A 16,960-nucleotide genomic window follows, 5' to 3' on the forward strand; every position below is an offset into this window, starting at 1 on the left:
TGATAGGTCTGAGACCTACCGCTCTCAGTTTTTGCTGAATCCATTGAGGGGAAGATGAAATATTTACATCTTTAACGACTCTAGCTGTGTATCTCGGGCATAAATCAGTATCTTCTATAACGACTGATGTCAAACTCTCTATATCTTTTTCCTCTTCAACGACGGAGTATTCTGTTAATTTAACCTTTTTATCTAATATAGAAGCAATTTCTCTAGCAACACCGATCATACTTAGGCAATCAGGACGATTAGGGGCTACACTTATATCAATGGTTATATCATCAAGTTTTAGTACTCTTGCTATCTCTTCTCCTATTGGTGCCTTTTTATCTAGGACCATTATCCCTTCAGAAATCTCCTCAAGGTCTAAATCCATGGCAGAACATATCATTCCATCAGAACTGATTCCTTTAATATCTACCTTTTCAATCTTTTTACCTGTTGGAAGCTTGGCTTGAACAGTAGCAACAGGGATCTTTTCCCCCACAGATAAATTTTTCGCTGCAGATAATATATTTAGCCTTTCCTTACCAATATCAACTTTACAAATTATTAGATTGTCAGCCTTTGGATGGCTTTTTATAGATAATATTTGACCAACAACAATCTTATTATACATCTCCTTTTGATAATAAAGACCTTCTGCTTCTAGGCCAATCATTGTCAGATTCTCAGCCAAGTCATCAGGTTCTAAATCAAAATCAACTAGTTCTTTAAGCCAACGATAACTGACTTTCATGAATATCCCCCGTTAAAACTGTTTCAAGAATCTCATATCATTCTCGAAAAAGAGACGGATATCATCTATCTTATATTTCAGCATAGCCAGTCTCTCAATTCCCATTCCAAAGGCAAATCCAGTCAGCTCTTCCGAGTCATAACTGACAGCACGAAAAACCTCGGGGTCTACCATGCCAGACCCCAAAACCTCTAACCAACCAGTATAGGAACAAACTCTACATCCTTTTCCCTGGCATATGACACATCCTATATCTACTTCAGCACTCGGTTCAGTATAAGGGAAAAAACTCGGTCTGAATCTAAGAGGAGTATCTTGCCCAAAAAAACTATGGACAAATATCTCTAATATCCCTTTTAAATCCCCAAAGGTAATCCCTTTATCCACCATCAATCCTTCAATTTGATAAAACATTGGGCTGTGGGTAACATCCGCATCACACCTATAAACCTTGCCAGGTGCGATAATCTGAACAGGAGGTTTCTGGTTTTCCATAACTCTTATTTGAACAGAAGAGGTATGAGTTCTCAACACTATATCATCCGTTACATAAAATGTATCTTGCATATCTCTTGCAGGGTGATCTTTAGGTAAATTTAATGCCTCAAAATTATAGTAATCTAATTCTATTTCAGGTCCTTCGACAACGCTAAAACCCAGAGCGATAAAGATCTTTGTTATCTCTTCTAGTACTTGAGTTATTGGATGACTCTTACCTATAAGAGGCTTTTTGCCATCAAGGGTAGTATCAATCCAATCGCTCTTTAACCTCTCCTTAAGACTCTTTTCTTTAATAATTTCAGACCTTCTTTCTATCTCTTCCTCAAGATATCTTTTAATCTCATTTGTTAATTTACCGATAATTGGTCTTTCTTTTTGAGAAAGTTTTCCTATTTCTTTAAGAAAATGAGTCAGAGAACCTTTTCTACCAAGATATTGAATTTTAATCTTATTTAAGGCTTTTTCATCACAAGCAGCTTTAATATCTTGAACTGCACTTTTCTTTAATTTCTCTAATCGTTTTCTCATGAAAACATCTCCAATAAAAAAAGTTTACGCCTCTAATTACGTAAACTTCTTTATTCGCATTTTCTGAGATGACATAAGTAAAATTATATAATTTAAGACGCTTTTTTTAAACCTTGTTTTGCCTTTTCAGCCAATTTCTTAAAACCTTGCTGATCCTTAACAGCAATATCAGCTAGTATCTTTCTATTTAGTGATATATCTGATCTCTTTAGACCCAAAATAAACTGGCTATAAGATAGGTCATGAAGTCTGGCAGCAGCATTTATCCTTATAATCCATAGACTTCTAAAATCCCTCTTTCTCCTTCTTCTATCTCGATAAGCACTTTTTAATGCCCTATCTACTGCCTCTCTAGCTGTTTTATAGAGTTTGCTCTTCGCCCCTCTGTAGCCCTCTGCCATCTTTAGGATCTTTTTTCTCCTTTGTCTTGTTGATGGACCACTTCTTGCTCTTGGCATGTCAATCCCTCCAATCTATACTTTTTTTAAACATATGGAATCATTTTCTTAATCCTGCTTGAATCTTCTTTAGAGACTAAATCTGCTTTTCTTAAACCCCTTTTTCTTTTTGTAGTCTTCTTTGTCAATATATGTCTTGTGTAAGCCTTTTTTCTCTTAACTTTCCCTGATGAGGTTACTTTAAATCTTTTAGCAGCCCCTCTATTTGTCTTTATCTTTGGCATATCAACCCATCTCCTTCTAAACGTTTAAAGAGTTACTATCGTTAATTCTTTGGCATGAGAACCATTGTCATATTCTGTCCTTCTGACTTAGGCTCTTGTTCAACAGTGCTGATATCCTTTAAATCTTCTATAACTCTATCTAAAATCTTTCTTCCAAGATGAGAATGAACCATTTGTCTTCCTTTGAAGACGATAACAACCTTCGCCTTGTCCCCTGATGCAAGAAATCTTTTTATGTGCCTCAGTTTAAATTGATAATCGTGCTCCTCTGTTTTCGGTGTCATTTTAACTTCTTTAACATGAATAAGTTTCTGTTTCTTTTTAGCCCCATGAAGCTTTTTGCTTTGTTTATATCTATGTTTACCATAATCCATTATCTTACAAACAGGGGGGTCTACATGAGGTGATACCTCTACGAGATCCAAACCCTCTTGAGCTCCAATATCCAATGCCTTTTTTATGGGTAGAATCCCTAACTGTGTTCCATCAGAACCAATAACTCTTACCTCTTTAACCCTTATCATCTCATTAACACGCAATTCTTTTATTATATTAAACCACCTCCTCGAAAAGTCTATCTTTTATCTAAAATTTCTTTCATAATCTTTTTTATAAAATCTTCTATTTTTATAGAACCTAAATCTCCTTTTCCTCTTTCCCTAACAGAAACCATTTCTGATTCCATTTCTCTATCACCTAAAATTAACATATAAGGAACTTTTTCCATTTCTGACTCTCTAACCTTATATCCTATCTTCTCATTACGTAAATCTGTCTCTGTCCTTATACCATTTTCTCTCAACATTTCTTCTAAATGTTCAGAATATTCTTTCTGCCTATCAGTAATACTTAATATCTTTACCTGAACTGGTGAAAGCCAAACGGGAAATGCGCCTGCATAGTGTTCAATGAGCCCTCCAATAAATCTCTCCATCGAACCCAAAACCGTTCTATGAACCATTACTACATGATGTTTAGCACCGTCCTCACCCACATAGGTAACATCGAATCTTTTCGGAAGATTAAAATCAAACTGTATCGTAGGTCCCTGCCAACCCCTTCCAAGAGCATCTAACATCTTGATATCTATCTTTGGACCATAAAAAACCGCTTCTCCCTCTACCCTTTCAAAACTCATGTTCCTCTTTTCCAAGGTTTTCATCAAGGCCTCTTCTGCCATCTTCCATTCTCTATCTTCTCCCGCATATCTCTCCTTTTTGCTTTCATCTCTTACGCTCAAACTTACGTCAAATTCCTTATAACCAAAGGTCTCTAACATATATCTTGCTAAATCAATTACCTTCAATATCTCATTAGGGAGTTGTTCAGGAGTACAAAATATATGGGCATCATCCTGAGTAAATCCTCTTACTCTCAACATCCCATGGAGAACCCCTGACCTTTCGTATCGATAAACAGTCCCCAGTTCAGCAAATTTCAAAGGAAGGTCTCTATAGCTCTTTATACTTTCCCTATAAATCATTATGTGTCCAGGACAGTTCATTGGTTTTACCACATATTCGTTCTCGTCAATCTTAAAGACAAACATATTTTCTCTATAAAATTCATAATGACCTGATGTCTTGAAGAGTTGATCTCTAACGATATGAGGAATGCTTACTAATTGATATCCCCTTTTGATATGCTCATCTTCCCAGAATCTCTCTATTATTTTCTTTATTATCGTTCCTTTTGGATGCCAGTAGATTAATCCGGCACCTGCCTCATCATGAATACTAAAAAGATCTAGTTTCTTTCCCAGAACCCTGTGATCTCTCTTTTTTACTTCCTCTAATTTCGTCAAATAATCTTTAAGTTCTTTTGCAGTGGGAAAAGATGTTCCATAAATTCTCTGGAGCATTTTATTATTCTCGTCTCCCCGCCAATAAGCTCCTGCTACATTGAGAAGTTTGAAGTGAGAGACAACCCCTGTGGAAGGAACATGAGGACCTCTGCAAAGATCTAAAAAACCATTGCTTTTATAGAGCGTTACAGCATTATCCTCTATTTCCTTAATCAATTCAACCTTATAATTCTCTCCAAGTTTTTTAAATTCCTCAATCGCCTTTTCCTTAGAAACCTCTTCTCTAATAAACGGCTGATTCCTCTTGATAATCTCTAACATTTTACCTTCTATTTTTTTTAAATCGTCATCAGTAAAACTCTCTTTATAATCAAAATCATAGTAAAATCCATCCTTAATAGCAGGCCCAATAGTAATCTGGACACCTTGAAAGAGTTCTTTTACAGCCTGGGCTAGTATGTGCGAAGTGCTATGTCTGTATATCTCCTTTCCTTCCTCTGAATCTAAAGTAATCCACTCTATATCTGCATCGGAATTCAAGGATAAGCTCAGATCTACAGGATTCCCATTAATTTTTGCTGCAATTATCTTTCTGGTATCTCCTTTAATGTCTATTATCATTTCTTTTATCGTAGTGCCTTGAGGGCATTGAATTTCCTTACCTTCAGGAAATCTTATTTTAATTTTCTCCATATCTTTGTGCTCCGAAAACAAGAAAAGGCATCAGGAATTTTAAAAATAACTCCAGATGCCTTTGAATTTCTTATTAAAACAAGCTAAACCTTTCAATATTGTTTAATAATCTTACCTCTGGTAGGCACGGGCGGTTTCGAACCGCCGACCTCTTGCGCGTCAAGCAAGCGCTCTCCCCCTGAGCTACGTGCCTAACTAAGCCTTTAAAAAATTACAGTCTTTTAAGGAACTTGTCAAGGGAAAAAGGTTTATTTTTGATGATTTAGCTATCTTAGAGAATTTATCCAGAAACCTTATAGAGAAAATCAAGCTTGAAAATTAATGCGCGATGATTCTCTGCACTGTCTCTTCCTGTGGTAAATCTTTATATTTATCACCATTACCCTTTTTCTGTACCCTTTTAGCTCTTTTCTTTATTGACAGCGCATGTTTTACCACATCTTCCATCTTCTCCACTAATATTATTTTAAGGGCATTCTTTATCTCAGCAGGAATATCACTTAAATCTTTTTCATTATCCTTTGGTAGTATAACAGTATCAATCCCTCCTCTATGAGCCGCTAGTATCTTTTCTTTTATCCCACCGATAGAAAGTACTTTCCCTCTTAATGTGATTTCTCCAGTCATGGCTACATCATTCCTTACCGGAGTTCTTGTAAGCGCAGAGATTAGCGCCGTTGCCATAGTAATTCCTGCTGAAGGTCCATCCTTAGGTATGGCCCCCTCAGGGAAATGAATATGGATATCTTTCTTCTTATAGAAATTCTTATCTAACCTGAATTCATTTGCTTTAGACCTTACATAACTCAGGGCTGCCTGGGCTGATTCTTGCATAATATCTCCCAATTTCCCTGTCAGAGTGAGATTTCCCTTCCCATCCATCAGAATAACCTCAGTTACAAGGAGTTCGCCTCCTTCCTCAGTCCATGCCAAACCAGTGGCAATTCCTATTTCACTCTTCTCTTCTGCCTTTCCATGTTTATATTTGGGAACCCCTAAATATTTATTCAAACCTTTTGAAGAAATCAAAACCTTCGTCTTTTTTCCCTCTTTTGCTATCCTTTTTGCAACCTTTCTACAGATATTCGCAATCTCTCTCTCGAGATTTCTAACCCCTGCCTCTCTTGTATATTTCTGGATAGTATCTCGAATAACTTTTTTGGAAAATTTTATATTTTTACCAGAAAGACCATGGGCCTTTAACACTTTTGGAATCAAAAACAACTCCGCAATCTTTATTTTCTCATCCTCTGTATAACCTGGTAATCTCAATACTTCCATACGATCTTGCAAAGCGGGTGGAATAGAATAAAGAATATTAGCTGTAGTTATAAATAGAACTTCTGAAAGATCAAAATCCACCTCTAAATAGTGGTCATTAAAGGAATTATTTTGTTCTGGATCTAGAACCTCTAATAAGGCCGAAGCTGGATCTCCTCTAAAATCTGTGCTCATCTTATCAACTTCATCCAGGAGAAAAACAGGATTTTTTGATTTAGCCTTTGCCATATATTGGATGATGCGTCCAGGTAATGCTCCTATATAAGTCCTTCTGTGTCCTCTAATTTCCGCTTCATCCCTCACCCCACCTAATGAAAGGCGAACAAAATTCCGACCTGTAGCTCTGGCTATTGATCTACCAAGAGACGTCTTGCCAACACCAGGAGGACCTACAAAACAGAGTATAGGTCCCTTCATCTTTTTTACTAACTTTCTAACGGATAAATATTCTAATATTCTCTCTTTAATCTTATCTAGCCCATAATGATCCTCATTAAGTATTATCTCTGCCTCTGAAATATCTAACTTTTCTTTTGTCCTTTTCCCCCAAGGAAGATCCACCAACCAATCAATATAATTTCTTACAACTGTGGCTTCAGCAGACATTGGAGTCATCATTTCTAATCTCTTTAATTCCTTTAAAGCCTTTTTATTCACCTCTGTTGGCATCTTTGCCATCTTTATCTTATTCTTAAGCTCTTCTATCTCAGAGGTAAACTCGTCACCCTTTCCTAATTCTTTCTGTATTGCCTTCATCTGTTCAGTCAGGTAATATTCCTTCTGGCTCTTTTCTAACTGGCTCTTAACCCTTCCTCTAACCTTTTTTTCAATTTGGAGAATTTCTATCTCAGAATTTAATATTTTACAGAGTTTTTCTAATCTCTGTTTAAGATCTAAAGTCTCTAATATTCCCTGTTTCTCTGAAATCTTTAGTGTTAAATTGGCAGCTATTGTATCTGCAAACCTACCTGGCTCACTTATATTTGCTACTGATACTACTACTTCAGGAGCTATCTTTTGATTGAGTTTTACATAATTCTCAAAAAAAGAATTCAAACTCCTCATCATAGCCTTAATCTCAGGAGTAGCTTCTATTGATTCTTCCCTCTGAATTATTTTGACTTGAAAAAAATCTTTTTCTTCATCAAAACTCAAGATTTCTGCCCTTGATAAACCCTCAACCAACACCTTAACTGTCCCATCTGTCAACTTTAAAATCTGAAGAATCCCCACAACGGTACCCACGCTATAAATATCTTCAGGTTTTGGGTCTTCTACCTTGGCATCTTTTTGAGTTGACAATAAAATATTTTTTTCTTTCAACATAGCATGCTCTAAAGCTTTGATAGACTTATCCCTTCCAACGAATAAAGGAACTATCATATGAGGAAATACGACTATATCCCTCAGGGATAATAAGGGAATTCTTTTTTTAACAACTTCTATTTTATTATTTTTTATTGCCATCTCTCTCCTCATTTAAATAAGAGTAATTCATATACAATAATAGTACACTTTTATCATAATTTCAAGATGTTTGGAAAGATGAATAAGATTAACTGGCTTGTTTTTCGTAAAGAAAGATTGGTTTTTTTCTATCCGTAACGACCTCTTCACTGATCACACATTCCTGAATATTGGATTGGGAAGGTAATTCATACATGGTTTCCATCATGATTTCTTCTAAAATCGACCTGAGGCCTCGAGCTCCTGTCTTCCTTTTACTAGCTTCTCTTGCAATAGACCTTAAGGCATTATCTGTAAATTTAAGGTCAACTTTTTCAAATTCAAATATCTTTTTGTACTGTTTTATTAAGGCATTTTTGGGCTTGGTTAATACCTTAACGAGTGCATCTTCGTCAAGATCATCTAAGATAGCCGCTACTGGTAATCGACCGATAAACTCTGGGATCAAGCCATATCTTAGTAAATCTTCAGGTTGGACCTTGCACAAGAACTTATCGTTATTGTTGTCTTTTCCTGCTCCGGTTAAGTCAGCTCCAAAACCTAATGTCTTTTTGCCTATTCTATTTTTAATAATCTTATCAAGACCTACAAAGGCACCACCACATAAAAATAAAATGTCTGAAGTATCTATCTGCAAAAATTCCTGATGGGGATGCTTACGGCCTCCTTGGGGCGGTACATTAGCAATGGTTCCTTCTATTATTTTTAATAAAGCCTGTTGAACACCTTCACCAGAAACATCTCTCGTAATAGAGGGATTTTCTGATTTCCTGCTTATCTTGTCAATCTCATCTATATAAATAATCCCTTTCTCGGTCCTTTCAACATCGTAATCTGCTGCCTGTAATAACTTAAGGATTATGTTCTCAACATCTTCTCCAACATACCCTGCTTCTGTAAGAGTAGTAGCATCAACAATAGTAAAAGGAACATCTAATATTCTTGCCAAGGTTTGTGCTAATAGGGTTTTTCCTGAACCTGTGGGTCCTATCAGTAGTATGTTACTCTTTTGGAGCTCAACCCCGCTTAAATCAACATTAGCCTCAATCCTTTTATAATGGTTATGAACAGCTACAGAAAGGATTTTTTTTGCCTGCTCCTGCCCAATGACATATTCATCCAGAATCGACTTTATCTCCTTAGGTTTTTGGAGTTTCTGAAACTCTTTACTCTTTTCTTTTGACCATTCCTCAACAATAATATCATTACAAAGATCTATACATTCATCACATATATAAACAGTCGGCCCAGCAATCAACTTTTTCACTTCCTCCTGACTCTTACCACAAAATGAACATTTCAATAGTTTATTGCCCTGCTCCTTTTTAGCCATCAAATGCCCCTTTCTTGAAAAACTGAACTCTATAAATATCTATTTTTATCGGAATTTTGGCTTATTTCTTTACCTTCTTTTCATCTCTTGAGACTATTACCTCGTCTATAATACCATACTCTTTTGCCCGTTCACCGGACATAAAAAAGTCTCTTTCTGTATCTTTTCGAACGGTTTCATAGGATCGCCCTGTATGATGTGCCAAAATCCTATCCAAGCTCTCTCTCATTCTTAAAATCTCTTTTGCATGAATATCAATATCAGTAGCCTGTCCTTGGAAACCGCCTAAAGGTTGGTGAATCATAATTCTTGCATTAGGTAATGAAAATCTCTTGCCCTTTGTCCCTGCTGCTAAAAGAAGAGCACCCATACTGGTAGCTTGTCCAATACATATCGTCTGTACATCAGGTTTTATATATTGCATGGTATCATATAAAGCTAAACCTGCTGTAACAATTCCTCCAGGGCAATTTACATAGAGATAGATATCCTGTTCTGGTTCTTCAGCTTCCAAAAACAGCAGCTGAGCAATCATCACATTCGATACATTATCATCTATAGGGGAACCAAGAAACACAATCCTATCTTTTAACAGACGGGAATATATATCATATGCCCTCTCACCCCTGTTGGTCTGTTCTATTACCATTGGAATTAAATTCATCTATTTCCCCTTTCCTTTATCGCTTTTATTTAAAATTTCCTGTCTTTCGACTATTTCTTCATTAATCTTAGAATGATTTATTAAAAAATCAAGAGTTTTCTCTTTTTTTAAATTATCCTTTAACCTATCAATACCTTTATTCTTAATCAACTGCTGTTTAAAGACTAGATAATTCTGATTCACAGATTTTGATATCTCTTTAACCCTCTTTTCAACCTCTTCATCAGAAACACTTATATTTTCTATTTCGGCTATCCTGTCCAAGATTAAATCGCCTTTGACCTCTGTGGTGGCTGGGCCTATAAATGGTTCTTTTACTTTATCCAACTCTATGGCTGCATCCTCCAGTTTTATACCCTGATATTTAAGTCTCTGCTGGGTGTCAAAAAACATGAGCCGTACTCGTTCATCAACAAGTATTTGAGGAACCTCTATATTATTTAACTCAACAAGTTTATCTATAGATTCTTTTTTTAATAATGTTTCTGCTCTGTGCTGTTCTGATTTGATTATCTCTTCCTTTAGTTTATTTCTAAGTTCACCTAAATTGTTACAATCGCCAACTTCTTTTGCAAAATCGTCATCTAAATCTGGTAAAATTCTTTTTTTGACCTCATTTATTCTTACTTTGAATTTTACTTCCTTTCCAGCTATCTTTTTTTCTTTGAAATCCTGAGGAAAATTAATCTCTATCTCCTTTTCTTCTCCCTTTTTCATTCCAATTAATTCTCGTTCTAACTCAGGGTATGTCATATTATAACCTATTGAAAGAGAAAGGTTTTCTTTCTTTCCCTCCTCATCTAAGGTATTATTGATAAATCTTTCAAAACTGATTACAACATAGTCATATTTTTCAATAGATTTCTGTTCGCTAACCTCAAATTTAGCCGATTGTTCTCTTAATCGCTCTAGTTCTTCATCGACATCCTTTTCAGAAACCTTTATAATTTTTTTTGTAAATTCTAATCCCTTATATTCAGAAACTTCAATTTTAGGCAATATCTCAACAGTTGCTGTATAACGAAGGGGCTTATCCATTTCTAGTTCAACATTGTCAATTTTTGGTTGCCCCAAGGCTTTAATCTTATTTTCCTCCACAATCTTTAAATATGAATCAGAAACCAATTTTTGCAAAACATCACTTTCAATATTGCTCTTATAATATCTCTCAAGTATCTTCCGAGGTGTCTTTCCTTTTCTAAAACCGCTGATCTTTACCCTTTTATTCAATGTATTGTAAGCGTTTTCGTATTCTCTATTGACTACTTCTAAAGGTACTTCTATCTCTAACTCTTTCTTGCAAGAATTTATTTCTTTAATCTCAACCTTCATCTCTTTATCCTTGATCTTAATAAACTGGTGCGAAGGGGGGGACTCGAACCCCCACGGTTGCCCACTGGATCCTAAATCCAGCGCGTCTGCCAATTCCGCCACCCTCGCTTCTAGAAATCTTATGGTGAGCCGCGAAGGAATCGAACCTTCAACCTACGGATTAAGAGTCCGTTGCTCTACCAATTGAGCTAGCGGCCCCACCACATTAAAATTTTATCACTGGCACGCCCGGTAGGATTTGAACCTACGACCTGCGGATTCGAAGTCCGACGCTCTATCCAGCTGAGCTACGGGCGCATAAATATAAACTTTTTAAATGGGGTGAGTGAAGGGACTCGAACCCTCGACCCCCAGGGCCACAACCTGGTGCTCTAACCGCCTGAGCTACACTCACCACCAATCATATTTTTATGGCACGCCTGAGAGGATTCGAACCTCCGACCTACGGATTAGAAGTCCGTTGCTCTATCCAGCTGAGCTACAGGCGCACCTCATCTTTATGGTCGGGGCGAGAGGATTTGAACCTCCGACCCCCTGCTCCCAAGGCAGGTGCGCTAACCAGGCTGCGCTACGCCCCGTCTATTAAGATAATCTTTTAATCTATCATAGCAATTTTTTCTTTGCAATGATTTTATCTCTTTTTTTATAAATTCAACTTTAACCTTTAAAAAATATTTCCTCATCTATCTCTCTTTTAAGAGAACAAGTATCTCTTTCGCTTTCTTTAGTGCAATACCTCTATGGCTGATTTTATTCTTTAAAGAAGTATCCATTTCTGCAAAAGTTTGATTATATTTAGGAACCATAAATATAGGGTCATAGCCAAATCCTCTTTTACCTCTTAAATCTTCTGATATCAACCCTTCACAATAACCCTCGCAAAAATATATATCTCCTTTTGGCTTAACAATAGCAACAACACAACAAAATCTTGCTCCCCTTTCTTTTAGAGGGACATCCTCTAATAATTTAAGAAGAGCTCTATTCCTTTCATCGTCCTCTGTATTTTTACTGATAAATCGAGCAGAATCTTTACCAGGCTTTCCATTTAAGGCATAGACCTCTAAACCTGAATCGTCTGAAAGAGCTATTTTCCCAGTAAAAGATGCTACCATCTCAGCCTTTATGCGTGCATTTTCTTTATAATCTCTTCCCTTTTCATCGATCTCAGGTATGCTTGGAAAGTCCAGAAGGGTTTGAACAGTTATATCCATATCTCTCAGTAAATTTCTTATCTCTTTAATTTTACCCTTATTTTTCGTTGCTAATACAACTTCCATAAATTTTTTAAAAACCCCCAATTATCTTTCTCTGAATACCTATAAGTTCCCTTATACCCTTTTCTGCAAGATCTAAAAGCTTATCCATAACAGTTCGAGAAAAAGGACAGCCTTCTGCCGTTCCCTGCACCTCAACCAAATCTCCCTGTCCTGTCATGACAACATTCATATCTATTTGAGCCGCAGAATCTTCCATATAATTTAGATCAAGTAAAAGTTCTTCATCAATCATGCCAACACTTGTAGCTGCTATATAATCCTTTAATAATTTGTTACTATTCTCTCCCTTTTCAATAAGCTTTAAGGCATCCCATAGGGCAATATAGGCACCTGTTATTGATGCCGTTCTTGTACCTCCATCAGCCTGGATCACATCGCAATCAATGAGGACAGTTCGCTCCCCTAATTTTTCCAGATCTGCTACTATCCTCAATGCCCTTCCTATGAGTCGTTGAATCTCATGGGTTCTTCCACCTATTCGACCCTTTAGGGATTCTCTGACTATCCTTGTTTGAGTAGAACGAGGTAACATCGAATATTCTGCGGTAATCCAACCCTTACCAGTGTCCTTTAAAAAAGGAGGAACCTTATCCTCAATAGTCGCAGTACAGATTACCTTTGTATCCCCTATCTCTATTAATACAGAACCTTCAGCATGTTTAATGAAACTGCGGGTGATATTAATCCTGCGTAACTCATTATTTCTCCTGCCGTCCAATCTTTCCATAATTATCCTTCTTCATATTTAAATATTTGAATCAAGATCTACGTGAGTTACATTTTCTAACTTGTATTCTAAAAAACCAGTACCGATAGAAGCAAATTTTTCTGGTAAATCTGTCACAAGAAACTCTATAACAGCTTTACTCTTATCAGCCAATATACCATTTTTAAGCAACTCCATCTTTACGAATTTAGCGGTCTCCACTGCTGAATCGATTAATCGAACCCTTTTACCCATAATATCTCCAATAGTCGCTTTTAATAATGGATAATGCGTACAACCCAATATTAATGTATCAATTCCTCTTTTACCTAACTCTTTAAGATACTTTTTAGCTATGATATAAGCGACATCATTATCTATCCAACCCTCCTCAACCAAGGGGACGAACATAGGACATGCCTTAGAGTAAACTTGTATACTTGAAACCAGTTCTTTGAGCATTTTTTCATATGCCCTACTTTTTATAGTAGCCTCAGTCCCAATAACGCCAATCTTGCCATTTTTGGTTATTTCAATAGCTCTCTTAACCCCTGGCTTAATCACTCCTACAATAGGGATATGAAAACGTTCTTCAAGGAAAGGTAGACTAAGAGACGAGGCAGTATTACAGGCAACAACCAATAGTTTAATATTCTTCTTTATTAGTAAATTCGTATTTTGTAATGCATATCGGGAAACTGTTTCTGCTGATTTTGTGCCATAGGGAACTCTAGCTGTATCTCCTATATATATAATGTCCTCTTTAGGCAATAATCTCATTATTTCTCTCAGTACAGTCAGACCACCTACTCCTGAATCAAATATCCCAATTGGTTTGCTTACCATTTTTAGTCCTTTGCTCAATTAAAATTAACGATGGAAATATTGTCTTTAAAAGGCTCTTCAATATCAATATGTCCGGCTAAAGTTTCTGCTTCCTTTCCTTCGATAAGGATTTTCACTTGCTTTATCTCAGAAAAATTAAATACTAATGTATTCACAATTGAATATACACCTAAAACCTCTGTCCAAACCCCTTTTGGGTAATTCTGGGTTATCTCTTTGCTAAAATCTACATAAGCTAAGCCATTGTTATCTATATACAACTCCCTTAATTTTGTTTCTTTAGGTATAGTCTGCATTCCTTTTTCAAAAGGGCCTTTTATTAGCTCTATAATAGCCTTTTTTGCCCTTTCGACACCGTATGATTCATCAATGATTTGTCTCGATTCGGTAATGAGGGTTTCACCATCTATGGAAGAAAAAAATAACTTGACTCTTTTAACGTCTCCCTTAGAGGTTATAAGTCTTTGAGATAAAACCTCTTTTTCTTTTTTAATGCCTTCTTTAATTGGATAATAATAAAAAAATGTAACTATGAACAAAAAAGATAAAATAAAAACAACACCCCATAATCTTTTGTTAACTTCTTTCTTTTTAGCCCTTCGGTGTCTCATCTTCTTTATCTCTTTCCCTATATTTTTCTAATCCCTTATAAATAGCCTCAGCAATTCTGGTTAAATAGACAACGTCTTTCAACCGCATCTCTTCTTCAGGATTAGATATATAACCAACGGTTATCATGATAGCAGGCATCCTTGCCCCTTTTAAAATTGATATAGGAGCTTTCTTTATCCATGTATTTTCAGAAAAATCCTGCTCATCTATACTTTTTTTAATGGCCTCTGCTAAAATTCTACTTTTATTAATAAATTTTAATTGTACATTGTCCCATAAAATTATACCTTTATCTTTCTTTTTTAATAAACGCAGATTTATATTTCTGTAATCTGGATCAAAATAGAATAATGCAAAACCCTTTTTCTTCGGATCAAAGTCAGCATCTGTATGAATACTAATAAATATATCTGATTCATTATTATTCGCAACATACGTCCTCTCATCAATAGAAGGAAATTCATCTTTCTCTCTAGTAAGAATGACCTTTGCCCCTGATCTTTCTTTAATAAATTCCTTGAGCATTTCACTGATCTTTAGAGTTATATCCTTTTCCTTTAATCCTGTAGGCCCAACAGCACCATCATTATCTCCTCCATGACCTGGGTCAATAACAACAATGAACATTTCAGAAGTACTCTTATCCTCCTTTACCATAGATGATCCTTGGATATCAGAGGAAAAGGGCTCTTTTGCAAAAGACAAATTTATAGAAAAAATCAATATTACCAAAGATGATATAAAGCTTCTTTTAAAGAAGCTCACATTGAAAACTTTCATGAAAAAAATATCCTCCTCGTATTAAATAAAATCTTAAGCTTAAATATATACAAAATCCTTTTTGGTAAAATCACTATCTTATAATCAATCAATCCTTTCTATTTCTGCCTCTTTAAATTCAGTATGTTCACTTTGGACCGTGCTCTTCTTTTTTTTAGAAAAAATATTTGATAAAACCCCTTTTTTTCTGAATTGTAAATTGGTTAATTGTTCATTTTTATAAATCAATTGCTTCTCCTTTTTCTTTATCTCTTCATCCTTCACTTTTATAGTATCTCTAAGTCTCTTTATTTCCCCATCTTTTTCTCTAATCCTTAATAATAGCCCGTTAATCTTTTCTTGAAGAGTCGTTAAAAAAATTTCATCTTTAAGCATAGTTTTTTTTGTATCTGTAGCGATTTTTTGTGACTCTATAATCATAAAATGAGAACATTTGGGACATTTTACTTTTACAAGATCTTTAGGAAGCTCCTCTTTAAAACGGTATGCTGTTTTACACCTCTGACATTCTATCTGCAATTGAGTATCCTTTTAGAACGATCTATCAGTAAATCCATGATTTTTAAATTAATATCCTTTAAAAATACTTATCAAATAATTATTTACATGTAAAGAAAAAACCTAAATTTATATAGGGGTTAGAAAGAAATGTGTTTTGCAATACTCTATTTCTGAAATACCAAATTCTAAAGTAAGAAAAACAAGGACTAATCCTATCTAAGATATAAATTATATTTTTCAGAAAAAAAGAGAACGGACTTGCTTTATAATCAAAAATGCTATAGTTTAGAACAGAATTTTTAAAGGGGGATTAACTGGATGAAAAAAATAGCTCTTTTACACATCAGTTTCATATTTTTTTTAACACTATTTATTATATTAATTAATCCAGCACCATCCTTTCTTGCAGAAAATTATAAAGATTGGCATAAAGACCACAAAAAGGCATCCCCTATCTGGGTATTACCTAAGGCCCTTGCACCATCAAATATGGAATGGACGATTCCTAATATGCCAGGAGATATAGAATCTAAACGATTTTTTGATCCTGAAGTCTGCTCATCATGCCATATGGAGATATACAATCAATGGAAAGGAGCTATGCATGCTAATGCATGGAATGACCCGATCTTCATTCCTGTATATCAGCTCTATCTAAAGAATGCGAAGACAAAACATGAAAAAGAAGAAACAGCTTTGTGTAGCAGATGTCACACTCCTGTAGGTTATCTTGCAGATGAGAGCGGACGCTATTTCAAAGGAAAACTTTCAGAGATAGCAAAGAGAGGTGTTTTCTGTGATTTCTGTCATTCAGTAAAAGCAAGTGCAGGCGTGGGAAATGCCCCTTTTATTTTGGAACCAGGTGATGCATCCAAGAATGAACCCGGAACAAAGAGGGGCCCTCGTAAAGATTCCGTTTCACCCTTCCACAAAACCGAGTTCTCTGAACTACATACTCGCTCTGAATTCTGTGGTATGTGCCATGACGTCTCCCATGCAACAAGTGTTATGGCAATTGAATCCACATATACAGAATGGCGACAAGGACCCTATTTTACAGGTGACGCTAAAACCACCACAACATGTCAAGACTGTCATATGAAACAGACAACAAAGATAGCCTCTACAGGATTAACAAAAAGGCCTGACAGTCCAGGATATGCGTGTCCCGAGTCATTAGGAGGAAAAAAGAGAAACCATATATGGCAACA

The 16,960-nt window shown here is 35.8% G+C and carries 18 protein-coding genes and 7 tRNA genes; 1 reads left to right on the top strand and 24 read right to left on the bottom strand.

The window, feature by feature from the left end; all coding sequences use genetic code 11:
• The 24 genes from VMW81_00635 to VMW81_00750 all read right to left on the bottom strand — a co-directional run.
• Nucleotides 1–739: phenylalanine--tRNA ligase subunit beta (locus tag VMW81_00635; GenBank protein HUU49452.1), on the bottom strand; the 739-nt coding region annotated here is incomplete at its 3' end.
• A 12-nt stretch (nucleotides 740–751) separates the two neighbouring features.
• Nucleotides 752–1,768 (bottom strand): phenylalanine--tRNA ligase subunit alpha, encoded by a 1,017-nt coding sequence (gene pheS / locus VMW81_00640; protein ID HUU49453.1) that lies wholly within the window; start codon nucleotides 1,766–1,768, stop codon nucleotides 752–754.
• A 92-nt stretch (nucleotides 1,769–1,860) separates the two neighbouring features.
• Nucleotides 1,861–2,226 carry a 50S ribosomal protein L20 gene (gene rplT / locus VMW81_00645; protein ID HUU49454.1) on the bottom strand — a complete coding sequence of 122 codons (366 nt, stop codon included), beginning with the start codon at nucleotides 2,224–2,226 and terminating at the stop codon, nucleotides 1,861–1,863.
• A gap of 26 nt (nucleotides 2,227–2,252) precedes the next feature.
• A complete protein-coding gene (rpmI, locus tag VMW81_00650; protein HUU49455.1) occupies nucleotides 2,253–2,450 on the bottom strand; it encodes a 50S ribosomal protein L35 in 198 nt (65 codons plus the stop codon).
• A gap of 41 nt (nucleotides 2,451–2,491) precedes the next feature.
• Complete coding sequence (gene infC, locus VMW81_00655) at nucleotides 2,492–2,989, bottom strand: translation initiation factor IF-3 (protein ID HUU49456.1); 498 nt, start codon at nucleotides 2,987–2,989, stop codon at nucleotides 2,492–2,494.
• Nucleotides 2,990–3,024: 35 nt separating this feature from the next.
• Nucleotides 3,025–4,947, bottom strand: a complete 1,923-nt coding sequence (gene thrS, locus VMW81_00660; protein ID HUU49457.1) for a threonine--tRNA ligase — start codon at nucleotides 4,945–4,947, stop codon at nucleotides 3,025–3,027.
• A 118-nt stretch (nucleotides 4,948–5,065) separates the two neighbouring features.
• Nucleotides 5,066–5,140, bottom strand: a tRNA-Val gene (locus VMW81_00665).
• Nucleotides 5,141–5,265: 125 nt separating this feature from the next.
• On the bottom strand, nucleotides 5,266–7,695 hold the full coding sequence (gene lon / locus VMW81_00670) for an endopeptidase La (GenBank protein ID HUU49458.1): 2,430 nt from the start codon (nucleotides 7,693–7,695) through the stop codon (nucleotides 5,266–5,268).
• 88 nt (nucleotides 7,696–7,783) lie between these two features.
• Nucleotides 7,784–9,028: an ATP-dependent Clp protease ATP-binding subunit ClpX gene (clpX, locus tag VMW81_00675; GenBank protein ID HUU49459.1), complete on the bottom strand. Its 1,245-nt coding sequence runs from the start codon at nucleotides 9,026–9,028 to the stop codon at nucleotides 7,784–7,786.
• A gap of 61 nt (nucleotides 9,029–9,089) precedes the next feature.
• Nucleotides 9,090–9,692: an ATP-dependent Clp endopeptidase proteolytic subunit ClpP gene (gene clpP, locus VMW81_00680; protein HUU49460.1), complete on the bottom strand. Its 603-nt coding sequence runs from the start codon at nucleotides 9,690–9,692 to the stop codon at nucleotides 9,090–9,092.
• Complete coding sequence (gene tig / locus VMW81_00685) at nucleotides 9,693–11,024, bottom strand: trigger factor (protein ID HUU49461.1); 1,332 nt, start codon at nucleotides 11,022–11,024, stop codon at nucleotides 9,693–9,695.
• 25 nt (nucleotides 11,025–11,049) lie between these two features.
• Nucleotides 11,050–11,132 (bottom strand) — tRNA-Leu (locus tag VMW81_00690).
• Between the two features lie 14 nt (nucleotides 11,133–11,146).
• A tRNA-Lys gene (locus VMW81_00695) sits at nucleotides 11,147–11,222 on the bottom strand.
• Between the two features lie 22 nt (nucleotides 11,223–11,244).
• A tRNA-Arg gene (locus VMW81_00700) sits at nucleotides 11,245–11,321 on the bottom strand.
• Between the two features lie 20 nt (nucleotides 11,322–11,341).
• Nucleotides 11,342–11,418 (bottom strand) — tRNA-His (locus VMW81_00705).
• Nucleotides 11,419–11,435: 17 nt separating this feature from the next.
• Nucleotides 11,436–11,512, bottom strand: a tRNA-Arg gene (locus tag VMW81_00710).
• 12 nt (nucleotides 11,513–11,524) lie between these two features.
• Nucleotides 11,525–11,602 (bottom strand) — tRNA-Pro (locus VMW81_00715).
• Complete coding sequence (locus VMW81_00720; protein ID HUU49462.1) at nucleotides 11,579–11,707, bottom strand: hypothetical protein; 129 nt, start codon at nucleotides 11,705–11,707, stop codon at nucleotides 11,579–11,581. Before VMW81_00720 ends, VMW81_00715 begins: the two co-directional genes overlap by 24 nt.
• Nucleotides 11,708–12,304: an XTP/dITP diphosphatase gene (locus VMW81_00725; GenBank protein HUU49463.1), complete on the bottom strand. Its 597-nt coding sequence runs from the start codon at nucleotides 12,302–12,304 to the stop codon at nucleotides 11,708–11,710.
• A gap of 7 nt (nucleotides 12,305–12,311) precedes the next feature.
• Complete coding sequence (gene rph / locus VMW81_00730; GenBank protein HUU49464.1) at nucleotides 12,312–13,031, bottom strand: ribonuclease PH; 720 nt, start codon at nucleotides 13,029–13,031, stop codon at nucleotides 12,312–12,314.
• 18 nt (nucleotides 13,032–13,049) lie between these two features.
• Nucleotides 13,050–13,856: a glutamate racemase gene (gene murI / locus VMW81_00735; GenBank protein HUU49465.1), complete on the bottom strand. Its 807-nt coding sequence runs from the start codon at nucleotides 13,854–13,856 to the stop codon at nucleotides 13,050–13,052.
• Between the two features lie 14 nt (nucleotides 13,857–13,870).
• Nucleotides 13,871–14,467: a GerMN domain-containing protein gene (locus tag VMW81_00740; protein HUU49466.1), complete on the bottom strand. Its 597-nt coding sequence runs from the start codon at nucleotides 14,465–14,467 to the stop codon at nucleotides 13,871–13,873.
• Nucleotides 14,448–15,248, bottom strand: coding sequence for an N-acetylmuramoyl-L-alanine amidase (locus tag VMW81_00745; GenBank protein HUU49467.1), 801 nt, complete (start codon nucleotides 15,246–15,248; stop codon nucleotides 14,448–14,450). The genes VMW81_00740 and VMW81_00745 overlap by 20 nt, the downstream gene beginning before the upstream one ends.
• An 84-nt stretch (nucleotides 15,249–15,332) precedes the next feature.
• On the bottom strand, nucleotides 15,333–15,767 hold the full coding sequence (locus VMW81_00750) for a zinc-ribbon domain-containing protein (GenBank protein ID HUU49468.1): 435 nt from the start codon (nucleotides 15,765–15,767) through the stop codon (nucleotides 15,333–15,335).
• A 300-nt stretch (nucleotides 15,768–16,067) separates the two neighbouring features.
• Between VMW81_00750 and VMW81_00755 the strand changes: the two genes are divergently transcribed.
• On the top strand, nucleotides 16,068–16,960 hold an 893-nt coding region (locus tag VMW81_00755), incomplete at its 3' end, for a multiheme c-type cytochrome (GenBank protein ID HUU49469.1).

This window comes from Nitrospinota bacterium (assembly GCA_035528715.1).
Lineage (GTDB): Bacteria > JADFOP01 > JADFOP01 > DATKYB01 > DATKYB01 > DATKYB01.